A 25,506-nucleotide genomic window follows, 5' to 3' on the forward strand; every position below is an offset into this window, starting at 1 on the left:
CTAAGTCAGCAGTTACGCTGCTGACTTACTTGGTTTGGTATCAGTTTGAATAGGTTTAACTAAGCTGGTTACATCGGCTGTATCAAGTACTTTTTGCGTATCAGACCAATGCAACAGCTCTATTTTACCGTTTGGTTGCTCAACTAATGCGGTACAGCTTTCAATCCAATCACCATCATTACAATACACTATGCCATCTACTACTTTAATTTTAGGGTGATGGATGTGTCCACAAATAATGCCATCGACTTTTTGTTTTTTTGCCTCATGTATAGCGGCATCTTCAAAAGCCGCAATGGCTTCACGGGCTTTATGAACGCGTGCTTTTATCCATGCAGCAAGTGAATAGTAGTTACCGCCTAACACTTTACGAACTCGGTTAGTCCAACGATTTAAAAACAGCAGTAAGTCGTAACCTGCATCGCCTGCAATACTAATGAGCTTGTTGTAGCGGGTTGCCGAGTCAAAGTCATCACCGTGGAGCAGTAAAAAGCGTTTATTGGCTTTTGTGGTATGAATAAACTGCTGGTGGACTTCTACACCAAATAAAGTTTGATTTATGTAGTGGCGAAAGGTCTCGTCGTGGTTACCAGGTATGTATATTACACGGGTGCCATCAAGGGCTTTTTGTTGAATGCAACTAAGCACTTGGTAATGAGATGGGTGCCAATAAAAACTGCGCTTCATCGCCCACAAATCAACAATATCACCTACTAAATAAAGCGTATCGCATTCAATTGAGTTTAAAAAATCTAATAAATAGTCGGCTCTACAGTCTTTATACCCTAAGTGTACATCCGATATCCAAACGGCTGGATAATGTTGTTTTTTACGCTGTTGATTGTTTGTCATGCCCGTCATCCATAATGTAATAATTAAACACTGTAGATAAATCTGATGACACTTATGAGACACTTTAGCGAAGCCTCCATGACAATTTATATCAAACCAGCTAATTAAATTTTATTGTGCTGGATAGAAGATTAGGTGACCAGCTTTTATATACATTACCATTAAACGCGCATCAAAAAGGCCGCATGTTTAAATGCGGCCTTATAGTTTGTTTTAAGCGTGGGTGTTGTTAACCTTTAACAGCCGCTTTAATAGTCTCAATTGCGGTGTCTAAATCAACCATTAACTTTTCACCGGTACGGCGATTTTTGAGCTCAACCTTGTTTTCATCAAGGTTACGCTCACCAATCACTAAAGTATAAGGTACACCCATTAATTCCATGTCGTTAAACATAACGCCAGGGCGCTCTTTACGATCATCAAATAAAACATCTAAGCCTGCATCTTTTAAACCTTGGTATAGATTATTAGCAATATCAGGAATACGATGCGACTTATGCATGTTCATTGGCACAATAGCTAAATCAAATGGGGCAATAGATTGTGGCCAAATAATACCGTAATCATCATTATTTTGCTCAATAGCCGCTGCCACAATGCGCGAAACACCAATACCGTAACAACCCATAGTCATTACTTGGTTTTTACCCGATTCGCTCAGTACGCCTGCTTTCATGGCTTCTGAGTACTTAGTACCAAGTTGGAAAATATGACCAACTTCAATACCGCGTTTAATTTGTAAAGTACCTTGCCCACACGGGCTTGGATCGCCTTCAACAATGTTACGAATATCAGCAACTTGATATTCTTTAACATCGCGATCCCAGTTAATTCCGCTAAAGTGCTCGTCATCTTTATTAGCACCGGCAACAAAATCTGCCATTACATTAGCAGTTCTGTCTACAATAATTGGCATTGATAAACCCACAGGGCCAAGTGAACCTGGCTTTGCACCAATAGCCGCAACAATGTCAGCCTCAGTGGCCATTTCAAGTGGAGAGTCTACAAGTGGGTGCTTTTCAGCCTTTAATTCGTTTAACTCGTGATCGCCACGTAGTACAAGCGCAACTAAACCACGTTGTTCGTTTTCATCAGGCGTACCGTACACAATTAATGTTTTAACACCGCGGTGTGGTTTAACGCCGTAGTGCTTTTTAAGCTCGCTAATTGTTTTAGCATCTGGTGTAGGAAACGCTTTAAGCTCTTTAGATGGCTCAGGACGACTTTGAGTTGGAGCTAACGCTTCTGCTTTTTCGATGTTAGCTGCATAATCGCTTGCATCACTAAAGGCAATCGCGTCTTCACCTGATTCAGCAAGTACATGAAACTCATGTGATAAGCTACCACCAATAGAGCCTGTATCAGCAAGTACAGGGCGGTATTCTAAGTTTAAGCGTTCAAAAATATTACAGTACGCTTTGTGCATTACTTTATATGTGGCATCTAAACACGCTTCACTTAAATGAAATGAATACGCGTCTTTCATCGTAAATTCACGTGCACGCATTACACCAAAGCGTGGGCGTCTTTCATCGCGCACTTTAGTTTGTACTTGGTACAAAGTAACAGGCAGTTGTTTATAGCTGCTAATCTCTTTACGAACAAAATCTGTAATTACTTCTTCATGCGTAGGACCTAGCGCAAACTCACGGTTATGGCGGTCGTTAAAGCGAACAAGTTCAGGACCAAATTGCTCCCAACGGCCAGACTCTTGCCATAAATCAGCAGGTTGAATAACCGGCATCAACATTTCTATTGCGCCTGCTTTATCCATTTCTTCACGAACAATATTTTCTACTTTACGAAGCACGCGTAAACCAGAGGGTAACCATGTATATAAACCCGAAGCGACGCGACGGATCATACCGGCTCTAAGCATTAATTGATGCGAAACAATTTCAGCATCTGATGGCGTTTCTTTAAGTGTTGCGAGTATATATTGACTGGTACGCATGATTTTTCCGAAATTAAGTAATATGTTCTTTTTAATAGGGCGCTAAGTTTACCAGCGCTTGCTTTTACACTAAAGCGCTAACTGCACTTTTTAGTTATTTTCTATACTTGTTACTAAGTTATGCTCGCCGTTAACCTGCCAGCGTATATTATAATTATACAGTGTCATACCATAACTTTGCTCGCCTTGTTTTTGTTTTTTATAGGCAGGGCGTGGGTCTTGTTTTAGTACATTAGTAATAAAATCTTCAAGCTCAGGGTAGTGTGTTTGCTTGGCAATAAAGTCAATTGCCTCGGGTGAAAACGCGACGCTCATTTGTGTTTCTGGTCGGGTATCGGCAAAACCGGCACTGGCGTCGTGCATTGCATCTGAATAAGGTAAGTAAGGCTTTATATCCACAATAGGCGTGCCATCGAGTAAATCTATACCAGCAAGCAGTAAACTAAGTTGGCCGTTTTTATACTCAACGCCTTCAAGTTTTACAGCGCTCATCCCAATGGCGTTGGGTCTAAATGTGGCGCGCGTTGCAAAAACGCCTTTACGCTCATTACCGCCTAAACGTGGTGGGCGCACCATAGCTGAATAGCCTTTATCGGCGGTTTCATGAAACCTAAACAACAGCCAAATATGGCTAAATTCTTCAATGCCTCGCACAAATTCTTCACGATTAAACTCAGCAGTAAAAATAAGTTTGGCTTTAGCTTGAGGCACTAAACGTGGCTGCCTTGGTATTGCAAACTTTTGTTTATAAGGGGATTGAATGTGGCCAACAGCCGAAATGCTATAATCGCTCATAATGCTCAGTTAACTAAAAAATAGGGCGCTATTCTACCTCTATTTGGTATTTATAGCAGTACAGTTAATACGTTATATTTTAGACTGGCTGGTTTAATGGAGTATTAGACTAAGCGGTTTAAAATATAGTGATTAGTGTTTATACCAATTTGCTTAATTAAGTGGAGCTATTTTGAGACTGGAACGACACGTTTAGTGCCGCAAAATGATTAGCTATTATTACGGATGGATATTATGTATAAGCAACAAAAAGGTGAGCACATGGCTCACCTTAAGTGTTTTTAATGCTAATTAAAACATGTATTGAATTGATACTGATGCAACATCCATTTCTGGGTCAATTTCATCATCTAGTTCGTAGCGTTCGTACTCTAAGCGCATTTGAACATTGCTAGAAAACGCGTATTGAATACCCGCGCCGTAAAACACGTCGCCGCCGTCTTGTGATGCTGAAATGCTACCAACAGGAAGCTCTTGCTCTACATCTGCATCCCATTCAAACCAACCACCTTTAGCATATACTGAAAAGCTTTCAGAAAGCGGAGCCGCTAAAATAGCTGCTAATGACACACCATCAACTTCTGCTTTGCTGTCGATGTCGCTCACTTCATCAAAGTTTTGATAAGCTAACTCAACGCTAAAGTGTTCGTTAAATTGTGTACCAATGTAACCTTTTAGCATTTGTGCATCGTCATCAAATTCAGTGTCGTTTTCGCTGTCTTCAAATTCAAATGAGTATTGGCCATAACCAACACCTGTATAAATGCGAGGAGAATCAAAATCCGTAATGTCAGCGTGTGCTGCAGAGTTAAAACCCAGTGTTGCTAAAGCAATTGCAGAAAGAGAAAGTGTTTTAATCATTGTATAGCTCCTTTAAAAAAATAATAAATGTTTGATTTAACTTATCAAACGACAATTAGTTATTTGCAGTGAGCATGCCAACAATAGGTGTGGTTACAAAATAGCCGTAAAAACGACTTATACGGCATTTTTACGGCTATTTTGTATTTTTTATAAGCAGGGTGAACTTTTTTAGTTTTTTGTTTTCTAAGTAAAGGTTGTACCTTTTACATGGTCTATGTGAATTTTACATTGTACTTTTATACTTTATGAAGCAAATTTTCTGTCTCAATTGCAATTTGTTTCATTTTAATAGCGTAGTTCTCTAATTTAATATCTTCTTCTGTTTGTGCTTTAAAAGCAGGAACCTCTACCGGGTAACCTGTTTCGTCCATTGCTACAAAGCTAATAACACAGTGGTTTGTTTCTACCATGTTTTGAGTTTTAGGATCGCCACACCGTACCTGAATAAATATTTGCATACTTGTTGAGCCTGTATGCGCAATTTTTGCTTCAACTTCGACAATTTGGCCAACCAAAATAGGGCGTCTAAATTTAACCCCAGCAACAGAAACAGTAACACAATAATGGCCGCTCCAACCTGCAGCGCAGGCATAACCCGCTTGGTCAATCCATTTCATGACCACACCACCATGAACCTTCCCACCAAAATTTACATCGGTAGGCTCTGCTAAAAAACGAAATACAACATTTGACGACGGCATATTAAATACTCACTTTATGAAACTTACCTATGAGCATACCGTAAAAAAGGGGCCGAAGCCCCTGCAATTTAGGATAGGTTTATAATTTATATGTAAAAGATAGGTTTTTAATGCACCTTTGTGCATAAAATAGTTACATATTAGGGTAGTTTGGCCCGCCAGCACCTTCGGGTGTTACCCAAGTAATGTTTTGGCTTGGGTCTTTTATGTCGCAAGTTTTACAATGCACACAGTTTTGAGCATTAATCACAAACTGATCTTCACCTTCAATTTGTTGAACTTCGTATACCCCTGCAGGGCAATAGCGCTGTGCGGGCTCGTCAAACTTTACTAAATTAACCGCAATAGGAATGGCGGGATCTTTAAGCTTTAAATGGCAAGGCTGCGACTCTTCATGATTAGTATTAGATAAAAACACGCTAGAGAGTTTATCAAAGCTAAGTAGGCCATCAGGCTTAGGGTAGTCAATGTGAGGGCTGTTAGCTGCATCTTTTAGCGTATCGTAATCGGGCGTGTTGTCTTTAAAGGTAAAGGGCAGTGCACCGTTGAAGATGTTTTGATCAAGGGTATTGTACGCCCCCCCAGCAAACTTACCTAATGTATGCATAGCGGGACCAAAATTACGCGATTGGTAAAGCTCTTTATAAGCCCAAGATTTTTCAAACGCGTTTTTATAATCGGCTAAATCAGTATTAGCTTGGCCATTTTGGAGCGCTTTAAAAATAACGTCTGCCGCCACCATGCCCGATTTCATTGCGGTATGGTTACCTTTAATTTTGGCAAAATTGAGTGTACCGGCATCGCAACCTATTAATAAGCCACCAGCAAAATGCATTTTAGGCAGCGAGTGAAAGCCGCCTTTTGCAATTGCACGGGCGCCATAGGCAATGCGTTCACCCCCTTCAAGGGTTTGCTTAAAAACAGGGTGGTGTTTCATTCGCTGAAACTCATCAAACGGACTTAAATGCGGGTTAGAATAATTTAAATCAACAATTAACCCTACAACCACTTGATTGTTATCGCAGTGATACATAAAAGAGCCGCCATTGGTATCGCCACTTAGCGGCCAGCCCGTACCATGCACTACTTTACCTTGCTGGTGCTTACTGGCATCTATTTGCCAAATCTCTTTAAAGCCTAAGCCATAGTGCTGTGGTGACACATCTTTATCAAGCGCAAACTCGTTGATAAGCTGCTTACCTAAATGGCCGCGACACCCCTCAGCAAATACAGTGTATTTAGCGCGAAGTTCCATACCTGGCATATAACCATCTTTTTCATTGCCGTCTTTATCAACGCCCATATCGCCCGTAATAATGCCTTTAACGGTGTCTTGCTCAATAATTAAAGAGTGAGCGCTAAAGCCTGGGAATATTTCAACGCCTAAATTTTCAGCTTGCTCGGCAAGCCATCGGCACACATTGCCCATAGAAACAATGTAATTACCTTCATTATGAAATGTTTTAGGAGTCGCAAAGCGAGGGAGAGTAGTGGCTTTTTCGCTGTTATTAAACCAATAAATTTCATCCTGTGTCACTTGTGTAGTGACGGGAGCGCCTAGCTCTTGCCAGTTAGGCAAAAGCTCATCTAAGGCTTTGGTTTCAAATACCGCGCCTGAAAGAATATGCGCGCCTACCTCGGAGCCTTTTTCTACCACACAGATAGTTTGTTCTTGTTGTTTTTCTTGCGCTAGCTGTGCGAGTTTAATAGCACTGGCAAGGCCGGCTGGGCCCGCACCTACAATAACTACATCAAATTCCATGGTTTCACGTTCGACCATAATAACCTCTTAATCAATGACGGGCTTAGCTAAATTAGATAAGCAATGCAGCCTTTTTAATACTTGCACATTAAATGTTACAGGCTGTGAATACTTTAAGGTTATTTTAGGTTGACGTTTACGTCAACAGGAAGTAGTCTGAATTCATAAAATAAATAGGTTGACGTACACGTTAGCTTGTAGGTTTAAATATAGATGGAGTTCCTATGAAAGTTCTCGTTCCAATAAAAAGAGTGATCGATTACAACGTTAAAGCACGCGTAAAGGCTGATAACAGCGACGTTGACTTAGCAAATGTAAAAATGGCAATGAACCCATTTTGTGAAATTGCGATAGAAGAAGCCATTCGATTAAAAGAAGCGGGCACAGCAACAGAGGTTATAGCGGTAACAATTGGTGCAAAAGCAGCCCAAGAGCAGCTACGCACCGCACTTGCATTAGGTGCAGATAAAGCCATTCACATCGAAACCGATGAAAAACTAGAATCGCTGCACATTGCTAAATTATTAGCAAAATTAGTTGAGCAAGAAGCCCCAGAACTGGTTATTTTAGGCAAGCAATCTATTGACTCAGACAACAACCAAACAGGCCAAATGCTGGCGGCTTTAACTAAGCGCGGCCAAGGTACGTTTGCCTCTAAGGTGGATATAAACGGTAACACAGTGAATGTAACCCGTGAGGTAGATGGTGGCTTACAAACTGTTGCACTAAAACTGCCCGCTATTGTAACTACCGATTTACGCTTAAACGAGCCTCGCTATGCATCGCTGCCAAATATAATGAAAGCAAAGCGTAAACCACTTGATGTAATAGCAGCAGATTCGTTAGGTGTTGATTTAACACCCCGCGTACAGTTAATAAAAGTAGAAGAGCCGGCCAAGCGCAGTGGCGGTATTATTGTTGAAGATGTAGCCCAGCTGGTAGAGAAACTTAAAACAGAGGCAAAGGTGATTTAAATGAAAACACTTGTAATTGCAGAGCACGATAACGGTGCACTAAAACCAGAAACCTCAAAAACAATCAATGCGGCAAGTAAATTAGGCTTTGATATAGATGTACTTATTGCGGGTTTAAATGTAGGCGCAATGAGCGAACAGGTTGCCAGTATAGAAGGTGTAACAACTGTACTCACAGCCGATAATGCACTTTATCAGCATCAGTTAGCTGAAAATATGGCTGAGCTTGTTTTAACTATTGCCGATAATTATACACATATTGTTGCCAGTGCAACCACCACAGGTAAAAACTTTATGCCTCGCGTTGCAGCGCTTTTAGATGTAGCGCAAGTGTCAGAAATAATAGAAGTAATAGATAGTGATACATTTAAACGGCCCATTTACGCTGGTAATGCAATTGCCACGGTTAAATCGCTTGATAGTAAAAAAGTGATCACCGTACGAGCGAGTAGTTTTGACTTACAAAGCCAACAATCACCTGCCAGCATAAATGCATTAGATACGTTAAGTGATACTCAATTAAGTGACTTTGTAAGTGTTGAACAAACCGAGTCAGAGCGTCCTGAGCTAACTGCAGCAGAGGTAGTTATATCAGGTGGTCGTGGCATGCAAAATGGTGAAAACTTTGCTTTATTAAACGGTATTGCTGACAAGTTAGGCGCTGCAATTGGTGCGTCTCGTGCTGCCGTTGATGCAGGCTTTGTACCGAACGATATGCAAGTAGGGCAAACGGGTAAAATAGTGGCGCCTAATCTGTATATTGCCGTGGGCATAAGTGGTGCTATTCAACATTTAGCAGGTATGAAAGACTCAAAAGTTATTGTGGCGATTAATAAAGACCCTGACGCACCTATATTTCAGGTGGCAGATTACGGCCTGGTTGCTGATTTATTTGAGGTATTACCGCAGCTTGAAAACGCGCTATAAACATATTCTGGTTGTAAAGCCGCGGTGAACTTAGCTTCCTGCGGCTTTTTTTATTCCACCTCAAGCATAGAATAATGATGCGCTGACAAAGTATCTAAAACACGCTTATCTTTTAATAAATTGAGCAGCAGCTCTGCTTGTTCTACAGAGCGGCTCGATTGGCTATTTACCAATAAAATTAGGGGGCGAACAAACGTATATTCACCATTTTTAATAGTTTCATCTGAAACGTTAACGCCATTGATACCGAGTAAATTTATTTTATTTATTTTTTTAGAGCCCTGCAGCTGCGAGACTGCGCCGTAAGAGTCAAAAGCAATGGCATTGGGCATGCGTTGTACTATGCCAAGGGCTTGGTTAAATTCGTCATACATCTGCACTTCCATTTTAGGAAATAACCCGTGGTTACCTGCCTGCTTTAGTTTAATTGTATTACCATTTGGAACCCGCATAAAAGATAGGTTTAAAAACTCTAATAAAATATCAAATGTGCCATGGTTATAGGCCTTACTAAACAAAAGAATTTTATTATCTCTTTGTGTCTCTGGTTTATAATTTGGGTTAACTTCTTGCCACGTTTTATATTTGCCCGCATAAATGTCGCTGAGCTGCTCTACGCTTAGCGAATCAATGTTATTTTTTTTGTTAGTAAAAAATACCAGCGCATCTTGCGCAATAACAATTTGACGTACATGAGGGTATTGCTCTTGCTCTTCATTGGTTAAATAGCGCGATGAAGCACCAATATCAATAATGTTTTGTGCTATGGCTTTAATGCCTTTAGTACTGCCCATAGAGCGGACTTGCATGGCCGTATTAGTTTGCTCTTCATAGTTGGGCTTTAATAAATGCAATAGGTGCGAGACCGAAGAAGAGCCGCCAATAAGTAAAGGCTTGTGATCGGGGGCGATATCAGAAACTGATGTTGCAATGTTAGAGGATGAAAGCAGAACGGTGGTTGCTAAAATAAGGTTTTTTATCATGCTATTAGCCAAATAACGAATACGTAATAAAACTATAGTTCAAAATTTATAAACAGTATTTAACAAAGCCATAATTAAAAACAACAGGCATTAAAAAGCCAGCAAAAAAGCTGGCTTTTAAAATCAATTAATTTGATTAGTACGTTGCGCTGCCTTTAGTACGAGGGAAGGCAATTACATCACGTACGTTGCCCATACCTGTAACATAAGCAACTAGGCGTTCAAAACCTAAACCAAAGCCAGAGTGTGGCACGCTACCGTATTTACGTAAATCGCGGTACCAGCTGTAATCTTCTTTGTTTAAGCCCATTTCATCTAAACGCGCATCAAGCACATCAAGGCGCTCTTCACGTTGTGAACCACCAATAATTTCACCAATGCCTGGTGCTACAACGTCCATAGCGGCAACGGTTTTACCGTCTTCGTTTTGGCGCATGTAAAACGCTTTAATATCGCGCGGGTAGTTTTTAATAACAACCGGTGCTTTAAAGTGCTCTTCAGCTAAGTAGCGCTCGTGCTCAGACTGTAAATCTACACCCCATTCAACGGCGTACTCAAACTTTTTACCACATGATTTAAGTATTTCTACGGCGTCAGTGTAATCAACTTGGGCAAAGTCTTTTTCTACAAACTCTTCTAAACGGCTAATCGCTGTTTTTTCGATACGTTGTGCAAAAAATTCCATATCGTCACGGCGCTCTTCAAGTACCGCTTTAAATACGTACTTAAGCATGTTTTCAGCAAGTTTTGCAATATCTTCTAAATCAGCAAATGCTACTTCAGGTTCAACCATCCAAAACTCAGCTAAGTGACGAGACGTGTTTGAGTTTTCTGCACGGAATGTTGGGCCAAAGGTGTAAATTTTTGACATTGCCGATGCGTATGTTTCACCATTTAACTGGCCAGATACCGTTAAAAAGGCTTCTTTACCAAAAAAGTCTTCGCTGTAATCAACGTCGCCTTTATCAGTGCGTGGCAAGTTTTGCATATCAAGTGTTGATACGCGGAACATTTCACCTGCGCCTTCACAGTCACTGGCTGTAATGATTGGGGTGCTGATCCAGTAAAAGCCTTGCTCGTGGTAAAAACGGTGAATAGCTTGTGCTAAACAGTTACGCACACGTGTTACTGCACCTATCATGTTTGTACGTGGGCGAAGGTGAGCGTGCTCACGTAAATACTCAATGCTGTGGCGCTTAGCGGCCATAGGGTATGAATCTGGGTTTTCTACCCAACCTAAAACTGTGACAGAATTAGCTTGAATTTCAAATGACTGACCTTTACCTGCAGATTGCACTAACACACCAGTAACCGACACAGAACAACCGGCTGTTAAGCTAGTAACTTCATCATAATTATTTAGTGAATTAGGAACTACCGCTTGAATAGGATCAAAACACGAACCGTCATGAACGGCTAAAAATGATATTCCTGCTTTTGAATCGCGGCGTGTACGGATCCAGCCTTTTACTGTTACTTGGCTGTCTACCGCAACATTGCCTTTTAATAGCTCTGAAATCGCTAAATGGCTCATCTTCACTCCAATGATATAAGTTGCCTAACTGTATAATATTAACTACTCAACGCAGCGGTTAAATTTAGTGCGTTGAACTTGAACCGTGTATCTTACCTAGTTAAATAAAATAAAAAAACTATTGTGAGCAACTCTTTAAAAGTTTTTATGCAAGTGGGTTACTTTTAAAGCGTTTTTTGCTTTAAATTACCACTATTGTTATTTGGTGCTCTGAAATTTAGTGATTTTGTGGCATTATTACTGCGTGTTGTCTCTACGGATTGAAATTAGCCAACCTTGCGGCTATTTAATTACCGAGCAAAATGTGTAAGCTAGTGGGCGCGCTAACTGCTTCAGCGTTATTCTAATGGCTTACAATGATGAAATAATAAGTAACAATTAAGCCGGTAAATCAGCACATCATAATTTTAACTATTTAATATTTACCATTACCCAGAAATGGATGCTATGAAACAAGTTTTTATTTTAAGAGGGCTACCAGGAAGTGGTAAGTCTTACTATGCACAAACCCTAGCCGATGAGCTTGGTGGAGTAGATACAAGCCAGTATTTAATTTGTTCAACCGATGACTACTTTGTCAATGAGCAAGGCGAGTATCACTTTGATAAATTTAAACTTCCGCAATATCATAATTTAAATTTAGCGCGTTTTATAAATGCTTTAGCGCAAAATATTCCGCTTGTAATTGTTGATAACACCAATATAAAAAAATGGGAGTTTATTGCGTACTCTCAAGCAGCACATGCGCTTGGTTATCAAGTTAAAGAAGTTATTGTTGGTGAAGTAAAAGACAAGTCTATGCAGCATTTATACGCTAAGCGCAACACGCATAACGTGCCTTTAAAAACCATTAGTAAAATGGCGTACATGTTTGAGTGGTAGGTGAGTGTTACTTATGGGTTATTTAAGCTTTATTAAAGCGCTTAAATCACATTGAGTAATGGCATCTAGATGAGCAGTGATTTTTTCATTGCTCCAATCCCACCAAGCTATATCTAGTAACGTACTTATTGTGTTGCTATCAAACCTGGGCTTAATTACTTTTGCCGGATTACCACCTACCACGCTATAAGGGGGTACATCGCAGGTAACCACCGATTTACTTGCAATGATAGAGCCACTGCCAATATTTACCCCTGGCATTATAGTTGCGTCATAACCAATCCATACATCGTGACCGATAACCGTATTGCCTTTAAAGGGTAACTCGCCAGCCTGCGGGGCCGATTTTTCCCAGCCGTTGCCAAATATAAAAAATGGATAGGTAGAAAACCCCGCGGTTTGATGATTAGCGCCGTTCATTATAAAGGTCACGTTTTTAGCTATGGCGCAAAACTTTCCAATAATGAGACGATCTTTAATAAAATCGAAATGGTAAAGGACATTTTTTTCGAAGTTTTCAGGGCCGTCAGGATCGTCGTAATAGGTATAATCACCCACCACTATATTAGGCGAGGTAATAAAGTTTTTTAAAAAGCCAACCTGAGGAAAGCCCTCAACAGGGGCAGGGTTATTTGGATTAGGGCCCTGTTTAGACATAGCTACCTCATAGTTTAATTATTGTTTTTTATACACAGCCAGCGGGTGAGTAGTAACAATAGATACATGAACGCTGTCACCCGGGTTAACCACAACCTCGTGGCTTACACGGCTAGTAACGAGCGTATTACAGCTTAATTTAACCGCACATAAACGGCTGCCACCTTCAAAACGTACCCAAACAACTTCACCGTTAGGTTGATTTAAGTTTTGAATAAGCTGTACATCGTCAGGGCGAAGCAACACATCTACATCGCCACTGTCGCAGTCTATACCTTGCCCTGGTGCTACGCCAATGCTAGTGGTTGCTTGGCCATTTTCAAACTGCCCAGCAATAAAGCTTGCTTCACCTAAAAAGCGCGCTACAAAGCGGTTGTTTGGCATGCTAAAACATTGTTCAGGGCTGTCGAGTTGCTGTATTTTACCGTTTTGTAATACACCTACACGGTCACCTACCGAAAGCGCTTCTTCTTGGTCGTGAGTAACCCACACGGCAGGCACTCCCGCTTCTTTTAGGGCGTTTCTTATATCCCAGCGCAGCATATCTTTTAATGCGGCATCAAGGTTAGAAAGTGGTTCATCTAGTAAAACAAAATCTGGCTGGTGAGCAAGTGTACGCGCAAGTGCTACGCGCTGTTTTTGACCACCGGAGAGGGTGGCTGGCTTTTTTGCTCTAAAATCATTTAGACCAAGCAATTTAATCCAATGGTCAGCAATGGCGGTGTCTTTTAATCTAAAACAAATGTTTTGCTCAACCGTTAAATGAGGAAACAATGCAAAATCTTGAAACACCATACCAACACTGCGTTTTTCAGGGGGCACATTACTTTTTGGCGTTGCGCGCCATTTGCCTACGTTTATTTCACCCTCACTAATGGGGATAAGCCCTGCAAGTGCTTGCAATATTGTACTTTTACCGCAGCCCGTAGGGCCTACTAGCATGAGAATTTCATTTTCACCTAACGATATATTTAAATCGCTTACTACACGGTTACTGCCGTAATCTATAGACAACTGGCTTACAGATAGCATTTGTTTTTAAATCCTCAATGTTCGAGTTGGTTACGTTTTTCGCCAGACATCATAATAGCTAAGCCACAGGCGGAAATCACCACTAACAATAATCCGGGAATGGCAGCACGGCCAAAATAACCGGCTTCGTACACACGCCATAAATAGGTTGAAAGGGTTTCAAACCCGGTTGGGCCTAGCAATAGCGTTGCTTCAAGCTCGCGCATTGATTCTAAAAATACCAATGCAGCACCGGCAATAATACCACGCATTGTTAGCGGCAGGGTAATGCGAGTAAAGGCTTCACGCGGGCTTGCGCCTAATACGCGCGCCGACTTTATTAAGCTTTGATCTAAATGCTCTGTACTGGTGCGAATAGAGCCAACGGCAAGCGGTAAAAATCGTAGCATGTAAGCAATAATCAGAAGCGCTAATGTTTGATATAAAAACGGGAGTTGCAAGCCGCCATATACCAGCGCGGTGCCCATGACAATGCCAGGAATACCAAAACCAAAATAGGTAACACGCTCCATTATTCTGCCGGCTTTTCCGCTTAATGCGGCATGAGCAACAGGAATAGCCACAATAACCGCCACTATGGCAGCAATGGCTGAGGCATACGCTGAGTTCCACGCGATGCTAAAGTCAAAATTGCTGTAACCATCGCGTGCTAGCCAAACAAAAAATATCGCCAGCGGTAAACCAATAGCTAACAATAAAATAGGGCCAAACGCAGCAATCATTGCGGTTATTTGCCATTTAGTTGGAAATAAAACCAGTGGGCGACCGTGTCGTTCAGAGGCGGTTTTTATTTGTGATTCTATTAAAAGTAAAAAGCCAACAATAACCATTAATTGCAGCGACAACATTGCCGCGCGCCCTAATGCAAACGCATTGTATTCTACGTAAATTACCCGAGTAAAGGTATCTAGGCGCATCATTGCGGGTGTACCAAAGTCTGAAAGTGTATACAGCGCCACTAATAATGAGCCCGCTGCAATACCGTTAACTACACGGGGTAAAATTACTTTAAACACACTTTGTGTCATCGACATACCCAAGGTACGCGCTGCATTTACCATGCTGGCATCTAAACTGAGCAGGGACGAGCGTGTGGTCATCATTACAAAAGGGAAGGTATACAAGGTCATTACAATGGCTGCACCACTTAACCCGTACATGGGTGGGGTTTCAAAGCCAAGTAGGTTATTTATTTCCCCCCCTGGGCCAAACGCAGCGTACAAAGTAAACGCGCCAATATAACTTGGAATAGCCAAGGGCGCGGCAAAAATCACCAGCCATATTTTTTTAAAAGGCAAATGCACATAAGCACTTATAAAAGCCAGTGGTACCCCAATCAGAATTGAGCCTAATACGGTTAAGCCCATTAGCGATAACGTATTGCCCAGTATTTTTAAATTATGACTGTCAAAAAGGGTACTGGTGTCGCTAGCAAGGGTAATTAAAATATAAACAGGGGTAATCGTAATGAGCGCTGCAAGCAGCGCCATTGGGTAAGAAGCAGGTATTCGCATTTATAAAACGCCGTTGTTGCGCATCAAGTTGATGGTGGGGCGTAAATCCGCAAGTTGAGTTAAATCCACCTTTGGTGGAGATATGTCACTCAGCGACGGTAAGCCTGCCGGTTGAGTAATGCCATTAACAAGCGGTATTTCATACGCTTCTCGGGCTAAATAACCTTGTACTTCTTCGCTTAATAAGTAACGCATAAAATTAGTAGCAAGCGGGTCATCGTTTAGCGTTAAAATACCCGAGGCATTGACTAAACAACCTGCATCTTGCTCGGTAAAGGCTAAGTCTAATTTAGCATCGGGTTTACCCGATTTAAGACGCAGCGTGTAGTAGTGATTAGCAAAACCAATATCTACTTCACCACGTTCTACCGCCATTACAACACCGAGTTCACCGGCGTATGTTTTAGCGCGCTTTTTAACTTTTTTAAGCCATTTAGCGGTTTTATCATCGCCTTCTAAAATACGCATAGCGGTAACAAACGATTGAAACGATGCATAAGCAGGCGCCCAACCAATTGATAAATCGCTATCTGCAATGTCCATTATGCTTGTTGGAATTTGATCTTTAGTTAAACGCGATGTGTTATAAGGCAAGGTTCTGATCCGACCGGTAACCGGCGCCCATTGATCGTATCTAAATTGTGGTTGTAACTGTGCAGATAAATCACTCGGTAGGGGCTTTGCAAGGCCTGCATCGGTAACTAGGCCAATAGCGCCTGAGTCAACCGCCCAAAATAAATCGGCACGGCGTACACCTGCCTTTGCCTCTGCCACTATAGTATTGGCAAGTGCAGCAGTCGGGCCGCGGCGAATAGCTAAGTTAAAGTCAGGATTTTTTTTCTGAATCGCTTGTAATACATTTTCATACAAACCACCTTCACCACGGCCTAGGTATAAGGTTAAATCACCTTTAAGCTTTGGTAAATTATCAACAGAAACTGGATTTGCTATATCGGCAGCTAGTGCGCGAGAAAGGGGCAGTGGCAAAGCGCCAACAACCCCTAACGCAGCTAGGCCTTGTATAAAGGTCCTACGCTTCACTTAAAAAACATCCTTACGCGACTTCTCCGCTTTTTCTATTAGCGTTTTAGCGCGGTCTAATTTAGTGTGCATATCACTTACCACGTCACGTACTTCATCAACGCTTTTAGCGCTTTTAATTGTTTGCGGTAGTGTTACGTTAAAATCTTTTTCCAGCACTTCTACTAGTTTTGCATCTTGTTCGATAAGCGTACCTTCTACGCCTTCAAAAAGGTGTAAATACGTATCGTGAACAATTTCAGTGGCTTCTTCGTTTAAGCGCTCTGCAAATTTAGCAACAACACGGTCAAGCTTGTGCTTGATTTCGTCAATGGTGGCACTTTGGGTCATGCCTTCTGTAGCAGTGGCTTTAACTGTATCAAGTAAGCCTTTTTGCTGGAATTTTGCCGCAAGCTTAACAGCACCAAGACCTTGCCACAAGGCTATGTTCATGGCTTTTTGCTGATTGCGCACTTCTTGGGCAGGCTTGTTGTTATCAATGGCCATTTTTACACCATAAATACCTTGCCAAATTGAGGCATATACAGGCACAAAGTTAGTTTCAATGGCGCTGTGAAACTTAACCGACTCCCAATATTCAATTAAATCGTCGCTGTTTACAGCCTTAGCACCGCTTTTGCTGTAGTCAGTTACCATGGTGTCTACCTTACCAACCATCCATTCAACTTCTTCTGAATAGTCTTTAATGTTTTCTTGTAAATGGTTTACGTGCTCACCAATTGGGCCGTTAGCTAGCGCCGGTTGCGTTACAAAAGCAGAAGCTAACAATAAGCTTGCACCTAATGTTTTTACAGATTTAGAAAGGTGTTTCATAGTAAAGAGTCCGAAAAGGTAATTGTAAATGATAGACATTATCATATCCGTAATATTTACTAAAATCAATATAACAAATACGTCAATGCAAAGCTCAAAACCTGAGCAAAATTAATACCTAACAGGCAAATAATGACTATGCCTCTTAGGTATAATTTAACGCTTAGCAGTAATGCTTACCTGCAATTGCAGTGTAAATGGCATCACATAAGGTGTTTATACTGGCTGAGTCACTTATATACGGGGGCATTAGGTAAATAAGTTTACCAAAGGGTCTAATCCATACGCCTTGTTCTACAAAAAAGGCTTGAATTTTAGCAACATCTATATTGCCAGCAGCATCAGTTAGCTCTACAACACCTATTGCGCCTAAGGTACGCACATTGGCAACAGCATCTAATTCATTGCACTTTTTAAGCTGTTGTAGTTGAGTGTTTATATCGCTAATGCGTTGTTGCCAATCCTGCGCTAAAAGTAAATCTATACTGGCGCACGCAACCGCACAGGCAAGCGGGTTGCCCATAAATGTAGGTCCGTGCATCAAAACGCCAGCTTCGCCTTCGCTAATGCCTGTGGCTATTTTATCACTGGTTAGTGTGGCCGAAAGCGTCATTGAGCCACCGGTAAGGGCTTTACCAATACATAAAATATCTGGCTCTATATTAGCGTGCTCTACAGCAAATAATTTACCTGTGCGGCCAAACCCTGTGGCTATTTCATCACAAATCAGTAATACATTATATTGCGTGCATAATTTACGAACGCAGGCTAAATACGCGGGGTGATAAAAGTTCATGCCGCCGGCGTTTTGTACTATGGGCTCAATAATAAAGGCGGCTACCTCGTGGTGGTGCGTTTTAAAGTATTGTTCAAGCGTTTTGGCTTCTGCTTGGTTAAACTCGCCATTAAATTTACTTACAGGGGCGGGTACAAACACATGCTCTGGTAAAAAACCTTTATATAAACTGTGCATAGAATTAACTGGATCGCACACGCTCATAGCGGCAAATGTATCACCATGATAACCCTTATACGGCGTTATTAATTTTTGCTTGTGTGTAAACCCTTGGCTTAACCAATATTGCAGCGCCATTTTAATCGCTACTTCTACACTTACCGATCCGCTATCGGCTAAAAACACCTTAGTTAAACTTTTTGGGGTAATTGTAATAAGCCTTTTACACAGCTCTACCGCGCTGTTATGGGTAATGCCGCCAAACATTACATGGCTCATACTATTAATTTGTTCAACCATGGCGTTATTTAATACCGGATGATTATAGCCATGAATTGCGCTCCACCATGAGGCCATGCCATCAATGAGTTGCTCGCCGGTTTCTAGGTAAATTAAATTATGATTTGCATGAGTAACAGGGTAAACCGGAATAGGCTGTGTCATTGATGTGTAAGGGTGCCAAATATGGTCACGATCAAAATCAAGGTCAATCGTTTGTTTTTTATTCATATGTAAACTTTAACGTGGTGGGTTTCGTTGACAATGGTACTTCAAGACGTAGACTAATCCAACATCACCACTGAGAAAAATAAGAGACTACTATGGAACTTGCACCTGTTCGCCACGATTGGACCCACGCCCAAGTAAAGGCATTATTTGAAATGCCATTTAACGATTTATTATTTAAGGCGGCATCGGTTCATCGCGCTAACTTTAATCCTAACGAAGTACAAATATCTACTTTATTATCTATTAAAACAGGGGCTTGCCCAGAGGATTGTAAATACTGTCCACAATCGGGGCATTATAAAACCGACTTAGAGCGCGAGCGCCTACTAGAAGTAGAAAAAGTGGTAGAGCAAGCACGCCTAGCTAAACAAAAAGGCGCAACCCGTTTTTGTATGGGCGCTGCATGGTCAGATCCAAAAGACAGAGACATGCCGTATATTTCTAAAATGGTTAAAGAAGTAAAAGAACTTGGCCTAGAAACCTGTATGACGCTTGGTAAACTTACCAACGAAAAAGCACATGAGCTAAGTAGCGCAGGGCTAGATTACTACAATCATAACCTCGACACTTCGCCTGAATATTACGAGCAAATTATATCAACGCGCACCTTTGAAGACAGATTAAACACCATAGATCACGTACGTGACGCCGGCATGAAAGTATGCTCAGGCGGTATAGTCGGTATGGGCGAGCAAGCAAGCGACCGTTACGGTTTATTAATGCAGCTGGCTAATTTACCGCAACAGCCTGAAAGCGTACCTATTAATATGCTGGTAAAAGTAAAAGGCACACCGCTTGAAAACGTAGACGATTTAGATCATTTTGAATTTATACGTACCATAGCTACCGCCCGTATTATGATGCCACACAGCTATGTGCGTTTATCGGCAGGTCGCAGCGCCATGAACGAGCAAATGCAATCAATGTGCTTTTTTGCAGGCGCTAACTCAATATTTTATGGTGATAAGCTACTCACAACCGAAAACCCAGAGGCCGATGCCGACATGAAGCTAATTAAAAAATTAGGCATGAACCCAGAAAAACACCAAGACTACTCAGACGAAGCCGTTGCCGCATCACTGTCATCGCAAGTGGCCGATAAAGCAACGTCAGCCTTATTTTACGAAGCCTAAGCTTACCCTTTATGCCATTTGAATTTTTAAATACGCATTTGCAGCAACAACAGCAACATGCGCTATTACGTAAACGCCATGTGGTGCAGCGCGCTACAGCACGTACCATTACGGTAAATAACGCAACGTACCTTAATTTTGCCAGTAATGATTACCTAGGCTTTGGTGATTGCAGTATTAACCTTGAGCAAAACAACGTACTCGGTAGCCACAGCTCACCCTTAGTAACTGGGTATCAGGCGCAGCAACAACAGCTTGAGCAATACTTATGTAGTGCACTTGGCTACGAAGCTGGCATGTTGTTTAACTCGGGCTTTAGTGCAAATAGCAGTGTAATTAAAGCGCTGTTTAACGATAAAAGTGCGGCGCAAAACAGTGCAATTTTTCAAGATAAACTCAACCACGCCAGTTTGATTGACGGCGCAATGCATTCAAACGCCGCATTGATCCGCTTTAACCATAACGATTTAAAGCATTTACGTTCGCGGCTCGAAAAATCAAAAGCACACAATAAGCTAATTATTAGCGAAGGGGTGTTTTCGATGGATGGCGATACCGCCCCCATAAAAGAGCTGCTTGGTTTAGCTAAAGAGCACAATGCCTGGCTTATGATTGACGATGCACATGGTTTTGGCGCACTAGGTAAAACCGGTTTAGGTAGCTGTGAGGCATTATTAGATGAAGGCTTAGCACTTCCCGATATACTGGTTATTACCTTTGGAAAAGCAGTAGCAAGCAGCGGGGCCTGTGTATTAGCAAATAACCAATTTATTAATTACATGCTGCAGTTTAACCGCGACTACACGTATTCAACCGCTATGTCGCCGCTTATGGCAGCACTTACGCTTACGCGCTTGCAAGCCATTAAAAGTGCAGATGTTAAACGCGAGCAGCTTAGTAGTAACATTGCTTTTTTTAAGCAGCTTTGTAAACAACACGCCATTGCGGTAATGGAGTCAAACACTGCTATTCAACCCATTGTACTTGGCTGCGCCGAGCAAACGTTACACGCAGCACAAAGGCTTAAACAGCAGGGTATTTGGCTAACTGCTATTCGCCCACCTACGGTTGCGCACAATACCGCGCGGTTACGTGTAACCTTAACATCGGCGCATACCCATTCAGATATAACAGCACTTGTTGAGCACTTAAAAGGCGCCATAGCATGATTGCGCAGGCTTTAGCTCATACCCACAGCAAACAAGCTTTAAATAAAAAGCCCGCGCTTTTACCTATAAATGGGGCTTCAAAAAATAGTGCGCTTATACAAAGTGCTGAACAAGTACGCCCTCATACAGCGCTTAAAAAGGGAGCGAGTGATAAGTTTTCTAAAGCAGCTGAGCAGTACAACAGCCATGCTAATGTACAAAAACAGGCAGCAAGCGATTTATTTAAATTAATAAACTCCCAGTCGCACAACCAAAATAAGCGCTGTGTAGATTTAGGAGCTGGCCCACTGGTTAATACCTCGCAGCTAAGCAAACAATACGGCCAAGTCATTGCGATAGATTTAAGCTTAAACATGCTTAAAAGCGCTGCATTAACTCACCCAAAAGTTTGCGCCGATATGGATAACCTGCCGCTACAAGCCAGCAGTATTGATGCTATATTTAGTAACTTTGCAGTGCAGTGGTCGGCTAATTTTGAAAAATTAATGCATTCGCTTTATAAAAGCTTAAAGCCTGGCGGGCAGGCTTATATAAGTACCGTAGTGGCGGGTTCGCTTAACGAAATTAAAACAGCGTTTGCAGCGCTTGATAACCGTAGCCATATAAATACCTTTAATACACACGCTTATATAAACCAGTCGGTCCAAAAGGCAGGGTTTAGTATTAATAGCTCGCAAAAAGTAATTTATACCGATTGTTATTCAAGCCCGTTAAAAGCCATTAAATCTATTAAAGCCATTGGTGCTACAACGCAAAATCATGCTAATTCACGCCAAGGGTTATTAACTAAGTCGGCGCTACAACGGGTATGCAATGCGTATCCGCTTTTAAACAATCAAGCGTGTGTATCTTACCATGTGGTATTGTTATCATTACAAAAAAGCCATGAGTAGCTAATATTAAAATTAATCAAGGCAGTAAAATGAAAGAATTTTTTATTACCGGTACCGACACCGACGCCGGAAAAACCCACGTGACTAGTTTGCTATTAAAGCTACTTGCCCAACATAAAAAAAACGCAATTGGCTTTAAGCCACTTGCCGCAGGCTGCGAAATGGCGTTTGATCAGCTAGTTAATGCCGATGCACTAATGCTAATGGAAAGCGCCACGGTAAGTGCTAAATACGATGTAATAAACCCCTTTGCCTTTGCGCCGCCTATTGCGCCACACATAGCCGCAGAGCAAGTAGGGGTTAATATTACGCTCGATAAACTAAGTACAGCGTACTCAACACTAAAACAGCAAGGTGCCGATTACCACCTAACCGAAGGCGCTGGTGGCTGGGCACTGCCAATTAATAATACCGATTATTTATACGACTGGGTTAAGGACGAGCAACTACCCGTAATTTTAGTAGTAGGCATGAAACTAGGCTGTTTAAACCATGCTTTGCTCACCGCTGCCCATATGCAAAGTTTAGGTATTAACTGCGTAGGCTGGATTGCCAACCAAGTTGACCCAAATATGGACGAATACCAAGCTAACCTTGATTCGTTAAAGGCACGCTTACCATTTCCTATTTTGGCTATAAGCCCATACAGCGAGCAAACCCCTAAACTACAAATATACAAAACCTTACTTAATACCCTCAATATACAGAGCTAATTGTGACTGCTTTGCGTTTTTAAATGCAAAGCAGTTTTTATATTAAATACATGAGCTTATTAATTGTATTTACGCCTTGAAATTACCCCCTTTAGTACACATATTACAAGTTAAAGCTATTGTTACTAAGGAAATAAACCGCTACATGACGCACCCATATATTAAACGCTTCGCTCAAAACACACAGGTAACGGGTGAACCCGAGGTAAAGCCAAGTGCTCAGCCTAAAACCCGTGTGGGCATTTTAGGTGGCGGCACAGCAGGGGCAACAATAGCTATTCGATTGGCAGCGCTAGGGATTCAGACCACTATTTTTGAGAAAAAAAAGTCACTTATAGATGGCCCACCTATGTGCCATTTACATGCCGGTGGTAATTTATACCGTGAAATACCAGACGAAGATTGCATAGATTTACTCAAACAATGTATTGATATTTTACGGCTATACCCCTACACCATAGATGTACGCCCAACCGTGTTTGCAGTGCCAACGCGTGATGACGACTCACCCGATGATTTACTACCACGATTAAATAAAATCACCAACGCGTATAAAGAGTTAGTAGAGCAAGACCCTAACAACAAAGTACTTGGTGAGCCCGACAATTACTACCAGCTGTATAGCCATGAACAAATGATAGCGCTGAGTAAAAAAGAGCAGGTTAGTGAGCCTAAAACGCTAGATGAGTGGATGATCCCCGTTGCTAAGCACCTAAACTTAAACAAAGTAAAATACCCGCTAATTGTTGCTCAAGAATACGGGTGGAATATATTTAGGTTATCGGCCAGCGCCCAACTTGCGCTTGCCCAGTACGAACACGCTAATGTACTTACCAGCACAGAGGTAAAGCAAGTTAGCCAAGCTGAGCAAACCAGTGCCAATAACCAATCGCCAACCTGGAAAATTGAATACCAAAACAACCAAAGCGACTCTACGCAAACACTAGAGGTAGACTACCTTATTAATGCTTGCGGCTTTCAAACCGGTATTGTAGATGACATGGTAGGCGTAGAGGCCAAACGTATGGTCGAATTTAAAGCCTCTTACATTACGCATTGGCAAGGTGCTGGCGGGCAAATACCAGAAATTATTATTTATGGTAACCGTGGCACGCCAGAGGGCATGGCACAGCTAACGCCTTATCCTAATGGCTATTATCAAATTCATGGTATGACCAACTCAATTACCTTGTTTAACGATGGTCTAGCCGATACCAACGAACAAAGTGCACAGCCGCAATTGCCAGCTAAATACTTAAATTACATAAACAATGGGTGGGATCAGCAGGTACTAAAAGCACGTAGCCAAAAAGCCATTGATTATGTAGCCGAGTTTGTTCCTGCATTTAAAAACGCCAACACGCAAAACAATGCCTTGTTTGGTGGCCAGCAAATCCCAGGAGAAGACGACACCTTGCGCGTCGCCGATGTTAGCTTATATTCGCATATTAGCTACGCACGAGCCGAAAACGTAAAAGCGTCATCTACCTTAATCGCTGCTGATGAAATAGTGGCTGAATTTACTAAACTTGGCCTAATAAGCGACGATGCGCACATAAATGAGCATCGTACTCATCACCAGTGGACGTATCTTCAACAACACAACCATGCAGATATAACCAAGGTGGCACAATTACTCGCAAAAGAGCGCGGTTTTCCTACAGATATGGCAACGATTAATAATTGCATTACAAGTAGCGGAATAACCAGCAACTAATTGTTTTTATTGGCGTAACGAGGTTTAATAATTGTGTTACGCCACACTTTACTCCCTTTTTAAACTCCTCAAAAAATTTATTAATAAACCTGCAAATAACCCTTGCGTTATGACATAGTTTGTCACAGAATAGCCTCAACGTGATGACATAGTGTGTCATAGCGTAATGATTGCTTTAACCTAATTTTATTTTATGTTCGGTGATCAAACCTATTTTTGTGAGGACAATATGAAACGTATATTTTTGTTTTTATTAACTAACCTAGCGGTTATGTTGGTATTAGGTGTAGTGCTTTCAATAATAATGAGCGCGCTGGGTTTAAGCCATCGTAGCCTTGGCGGAATATTACTTATAGCCTCTGTATTTGGCTTTGGTGGCTCGTTTATTTCGTTATTTATGTCTAAGTGGATTGCTAAAAAATCAACGGGCGCACAGGTAATTACTCAACCGCGCAACGAAACCGAGCACTGGCTTGTACAAACTGTATCAGCACAAGCGCAAAAAGCAGGTATAAAAATGCCTGAAGTAGCAATTTACGACAGCCCAGAAATGAACGCCTTTGCAACCGGCCCAAGTAAAAACAACTCGCTGGTGGCGGTTAGCACAGGTTTATTACATAACATGAATCAAGACCAAGCCGAAGCCGTACTTGCCCACGAAGTATCGCACGTTGCTAATGGCGACATGGTTACACTTACGCTAATACAAGGCGTGGTAAATACCTTTGTAATATTTGCCGCAAAAGTACTGGCAGGCATAGTTGATAACTTTTTAAATGGCGATGAAGAAGAGGGCGGTAGTAGCTGGTCTTACTTTTTATTCGACATGTTATTCCAAGTTGTATTTGGTGTGCTTGCAAGCATAGTGGTAGCAAGTTACAGCCGTAAGCGTGAATTTGCAGCCGACAGCGGCGCAGCTAAATTAGTAGGTGCAGACAAAATGCGCTCAGCTCTTGAGCGGTTAAAGCAAAACCATCCTTCACAATTACAAGGCTCCATGATGGCCTTTGGTATAGCAAGTGGTAAAGGTATGGCTGAACTGTTTTCATCTCACCCACCGCTTGATGCGCGAATAGACGCCCTGCGTAAATAAGCTAACCCTTATTTAAAAACAGAAAAAGCCAGCTCATT

23 protein-coding genes are annotated in these 25,506 nt (G+C 41.7%); 9 read left to right on the top strand and 14 right to left on the bottom strand.

Features of this window, described 5'->3' with window-relative positions; genetic code table 11:
- Positions 1-12 precede the first annotated feature (12 nt).
- The 6 genes from NQT65_RS02100 to NQT65_RS02125 all read right to left on the bottom strand — a co-directional run bounded on the left by NQT65_RS02100 (position 13) and on the right by NQT65_RS02125 (position 6,946).
- Complete coding sequence (locus tag NQT65_RS02100; RefSeq protein ID WP_256850376.1) at positions 13-852, bottom strand: UDP-2,3-diacylglucosamine diphosphatase; 840 nt, start codon at positions 850-852, stop codon at positions 13-15.
- A 229-nt stretch (positions 853-1,081) separates the two neighbouring features.
- A complete protein-coding gene (locus NQT65_RS02105) occupies positions 1,082-2,806 on the bottom strand; it encodes a proline--tRNA ligase (RefSeq protein ID WP_004586656.1) in 1,725 nt (574 codons plus the stop codon).
- Positions 2,807-2,896: 90 nt separating this feature from the next.
- Positions 2,897-3,601, bottom strand: a complete 705-nt coding sequence (gene tsaA, locus NQT65_RS02110; RefSeq protein ID WP_004586655.1) for a tRNA (N6-threonylcarbamoyladenosine(37)-N6)-methyltransferase TrmO — start codon at positions 3,599-3,601, stop codon at positions 2,897-2,899.
- A 291-nt stretch (positions 3,602-3,892) separates the two neighbouring features.
- Complete coding sequence (locus NQT65_RS02115; protein ID WP_024033565.1) at positions 3,893-4,462, bottom strand: outer membrane beta-barrel protein; 570 nt, start codon at positions 4,460-4,462, stop codon at positions 3,893-3,895.
- A gap of 239 nt (positions 4,463-4,701) precedes the next feature.
- On the bottom strand, positions 4,702-5,166 hold the full coding sequence (locus NQT65_RS02120) for an acyl-CoA thioesterase (protein ID WP_004586653.1): 465 nt from the start codon (positions 5,164-5,166) through the stop codon (positions 4,702-4,704).
- Between the two features lie 133 nt (positions 5,167-5,299).
- Entirely contained in the window at positions 5,300-6,946 is a 1,647-nt protein-coding gene (locus tag NQT65_RS02125) for an electron transfer flavoprotein-ubiquinone oxidoreductase (protein WP_256850377.1), read from the bottom strand.
- 206 nt (positions 6,947-7,152) lie between these two features.
- On the opposite strand from NQT65_RS02125, the gene NQT65_RS02130 reads away from it, so the two are divergent.
- Positions 7,153-7,902: an electron transfer flavoprotein subunit beta/FixA family protein gene (locus NQT65_RS02130; protein ID WP_004586651.1), complete on the top strand. Its 750-nt coding sequence runs from the start codon at positions 7,153-7,155 to the stop codon at positions 7,900-7,902.
- Entirely contained in the window at positions 7,903-8,829 is a 927-nt protein-coding gene (locus NQT65_RS02135; protein WP_121637523.1) for an electron transfer flavoprotein subunit alpha/FixB family protein, read from the top strand.
- Positions 8,830-8,879: 50 nt separating this feature from the next.
- Here NQT65_RS02135 and NQT65_RS02140 read toward each other — a convergent pair whose 3' ends face one another.
- Positions 8,880-9,812: a PstS family phosphate ABC transporter substrate-binding protein gene (locus tag NQT65_RS02140; RefSeq protein ID WP_256850378.1), complete on the bottom strand. Its 933-nt coding sequence runs from the start codon at positions 9,810-9,812 to the stop codon at positions 8,880-8,882.
- 136 nt (positions 9,813-9,948) lie between these two features.
- The gene (gene asnS, locus NQT65_RS02145; RefSeq protein WP_024033570.1) at positions 9,949-11,346 is read right to left on the bottom strand and encodes an asparagine--tRNA ligase; all 1,398 of its coding nucleotides are present in this window, start codon (positions 11,344-11,346) and stop codon (positions 9,949-9,951) included.
- Positions 11,347-11,793: 447 nt separating this feature from the next.
- Between asnS and NQT65_RS02150 the strand changes: the two genes are divergently transcribed.
- Positions 11,794-12,228 carry an ATP-binding protein gene (locus tag NQT65_RS02150; protein ID WP_004586647.1) on the top strand — a complete coding sequence of 145 codons (435 nt, stop codon included), beginning with the start codon at positions 11,794-11,796 and terminating at the stop codon, positions 12,226-12,228.
- 18 nt (positions 12,229-12,246) lie between these two features.
- On the opposite strand, the gene NQT65_RS02155 is transcribed toward NQT65_RS02150, so the two are convergent.
- The 6 genes from NQT65_RS02155 to bioA form a co-directional block, all read right to left on the bottom strand.
- Positions 12,247-12,885, bottom strand: coding sequence for a Vat family streptogramin A O-acetyltransferase (locus NQT65_RS02155; protein ID WP_126007130.1), 639 nt, complete (start codon positions 12,883-12,885; stop codon positions 12,247-12,249).
- Positions 12,886-12,903: 18 nt separating this feature from the next.
- Positions 12,904-13,917, bottom strand: a complete 1,014-nt coding sequence (locus NQT65_RS02160; RefSeq protein ID WP_256850379.1) for an ABC transporter ATP-binding protein — start codon at positions 13,915-13,917, stop codon at positions 12,904-12,906.
- 14 nt (positions 13,918-13,931) lie between these two features.
- Positions 13,932-15,431, bottom strand: coding sequence for an ABC transporter permease (locus tag NQT65_RS02165; RefSeq protein WP_126007128.1), 1,500 nt, complete (start codon positions 15,429-15,431; stop codon positions 13,932-13,934).
- Positions 15,432-16,472: an extracellular solute-binding protein gene (locus NQT65_RS02170; RefSeq protein ID WP_004586642.1), complete on the bottom strand. Its 1,041-nt coding sequence runs from the start codon at positions 16,470-16,472 to the stop codon at positions 15,432-15,434.
- Positions 16,473-17,285: a hypothetical protein gene (locus tag NQT65_RS02175; protein WP_004586641.1), complete on the bottom strand. Its 813-nt coding sequence runs from the start codon at positions 17,283-17,285 to the stop codon at positions 16,473-16,475.
- 163 nt (positions 17,286-17,448) lie between these two features.
- Complete coding sequence (gene bioA, locus NQT65_RS02180; protein ID WP_256850380.1) at positions 17,449-18,750, bottom strand: adenosylmethionine--8-amino-7-oxononanoate transaminase; 1,302 nt, start codon at positions 18,748-18,750, stop codon at positions 17,449-17,451.
- Between the two features lie 92 nt (positions 18,751-18,842).
- On the opposite strand from bioA, the gene bioB reads away from it, so the two are divergent.
- The 6 genes from bioB to htpX all read left to right on the top strand — a co-directional run bounded on the left by bioB (position 18,843) and on the right by htpX (position 25,468).
- A complete protein-coding gene (gene bioB, locus NQT65_RS02185; protein WP_004586639.1) occupies positions 18,843-19,883 on the top strand; it encodes a biotin synthase BioB in 1,041 nt (346 codons plus the stop codon).
- Positions 19,884-19,894: 11 nt separating this feature from the next.
- Complete coding sequence (locus NQT65_RS02190) at positions 19,895-21,052, top strand: aminotransferase class I/II-fold pyridoxal phosphate-dependent enzyme (RefSeq protein ID WP_256850381.1); 1,158 nt, start codon at positions 19,895-19,897, stop codon at positions 21,050-21,052.
- On the top strand, positions 21,049-21,945 hold the full coding sequence (locus NQT65_RS02195; RefSeq protein ID WP_256850382.1) for a methyltransferase domain-containing protein: 897 nt from the start codon (positions 21,049-21,051) through the stop codon (positions 21,943-21,945). Before NQT65_RS02190 ends, NQT65_RS02195 begins: the two co-directional genes overlap by 4 nt.
- Positions 21,946-21,974: 29 nt before the next feature.
- The gene (gene bioD, locus NQT65_RS02200; protein ID WP_256844993.1) at positions 21,975-22,658 is read left to right on the top strand and encodes a dethiobiotin synthase; all 684 of its coding nucleotides are present in this window, start codon (positions 21,975-21,977) and stop codon (positions 22,656-22,658) included.
- Between the two features lie 145 nt (positions 22,659-22,803).
- A complete protein-coding gene (locus NQT65_RS02205) occupies positions 22,804-24,375 on the top strand; it encodes an FAD-dependent oxidoreductase (RefSeq protein WP_256850383.1) in 1,572 nt (523 codons plus the stop codon).
- A gap of 229 nt (positions 24,376-24,604) precedes the next feature.
- Positions 24,605-25,468 (top strand): protease HtpX, encoded by an 864-nt coding sequence (htpX, locus tag NQT65_RS02210; RefSeq protein ID WP_024033579.1) that lies wholly within the window; start codon positions 24,605-24,607, stop codon positions 25,466-25,468.
- The last annotated feature ends 38 nt before the right edge of the window (positions 25,469-25,506 follow it).

The sequence above is a fragment of the Pseudoalteromonas agarivorans genome, from assembly GCF_024518735.1.
Classification (GTDB): Bacteria; Pseudomonadota; Gammaproteobacteria; order Enterobacterales; family Alteromonadaceae; genus Pseudoalteromonas; species Pseudoalteromonas atlantica.

Coding starts and splice junctions, on each gene's coding strand:
- NQT65_RS02195 (WP_256850382.1), top strand. CDS start 21,049: ATGATTGCGCAGGCTTTAGCTCATACCCACAGCAAACAAGCTTTAAAT.
- NQT65_RS02100 (WP_256850376.1), bottom strand. CDS start 852: ATGACAAACAATCAACAGCGTAAAAAACAACATTATCCAGCCGTTTGG.
- bioD (WP_256844993.1), top strand. CDS start 21,975: ATGAAAGAATTTTTTATTACCGGTACCGACACCGACGCCGGAAAAACC.
- NQT65_RS02190 (WP_256850381.1), top strand. CDS start 19,895: ATGCCATTTGAATTTTTAAATACGCATTTGCAGCAACAACAGCAACAT.
- htpX (WP_024033579.1), top strand. CDS start 24,605: ATGAAACGTATATTTTTGTTTTTATTAACTAACCTAGCGGTTATGTTG.
- asnS (WP_024033570.1), bottom strand. CDS start 11,346: ATGAGCCATTTAGCGATTTCAGAGCTATTAAAAGGCAATGTTGCGGTA.
- NQT65_RS02165 (WP_126007128.1), bottom strand. CDS start 15,431: ATGCGAATACCTGCTTCTTACCCAATGGCGCTGCTTGCAGCGCTCATT.
- NQT65_RS02140 (WP_256850378.1), bottom strand. CDS start 9,812: ATGATAAAAAACCTTATTTTAGCAACCACCGTTCTGCTTTCATCCTCT.
- NQT65_RS02105 (WP_004586656.1), bottom strand. CDS start 2,806: ATGCGTACCAGTCAATATATACTCGCAACACTTAAAGAAACGCCATCA.
- NQT65_RS02125 (WP_256850377.1), bottom strand. CDS start 6,946: ATGGTCGAACGTGAAACCATGGAATTTGATGTAGTTATTGTAGGTGCG.
- bioB (WP_004586639.1), top strand. CDS start 18,843: ATGGAACTTGCACCTGTTCGCCACGATTGGACCCACGCCCAAGTAAAG.
- NQT65_RS02150 (WP_004586647.1), top strand. CDS start 11,794: ATGAAACAAGTTTTTATTTTAAGAGGGCTACCAGGAAGTGGTAAGTCT.
- tsaA (WP_004586655.1), bottom strand. CDS start 3,601: ATGAGCGATTATAGCATTTCGGCTGTTGGCCACATTCAATCCCCTTAT.
- NQT65_RS02120 (WP_004586653.1), bottom strand. CDS start 5,166: ATGCCGTCGTCAAATGTTGTATTTCGTTTTTTAGCAGAGCCTACCGAT.
- NQT65_RS02135 (WP_121637523.1), top strand. CDS start 7,903: ATGAAAACACTTGTAATTGCAGAGCACGATAACGGTGCACTAAAACCA.
- bioA (WP_256850380.1), bottom strand. CDS start 18,750: ATGAATAAAAAACAAACGATTGACCTTGATTTTGATCGTGACCATATT.
- NQT65_RS02115 (WP_024033565.1), bottom strand. CDS start 4,462: ATGATTAAAACACTTTCTCTTTCTGCAATTGCTTTAGCAACACTGGGT.
- NQT65_RS02155 (WP_126007130.1), bottom strand. CDS start 12,885: ATGTCTAAACAGGGCCCTAATCCAAATAACCCTGCCCCTGTTGAGGGC.
- NQT65_RS02160 (WP_256850379.1), bottom strand. CDS start 13,917: ATGCTATCTGTAAGCCAGTTGTCTATAGATTACGGCAGTAACCGTGTA.
- NQT65_RS02130 (WP_004586651.1), top strand. CDS start 7,153: ATGAAAGTTCTCGTTCCAATAAAAAGAGTGATCGATTACAACGTTAAA.
- NQT65_RS02175 (WP_004586641.1), bottom strand. CDS start 17,285: ATGAAACACCTTTCTAAATCTGTAAAAACATTAGGTGCAAGCTTATTG.
- NQT65_RS02205 (WP_256850383.1), top strand. CDS start 22,804: ATGACGCACCCATATATTAAACGCTTCGCTCAAAACACACAGGTAACG.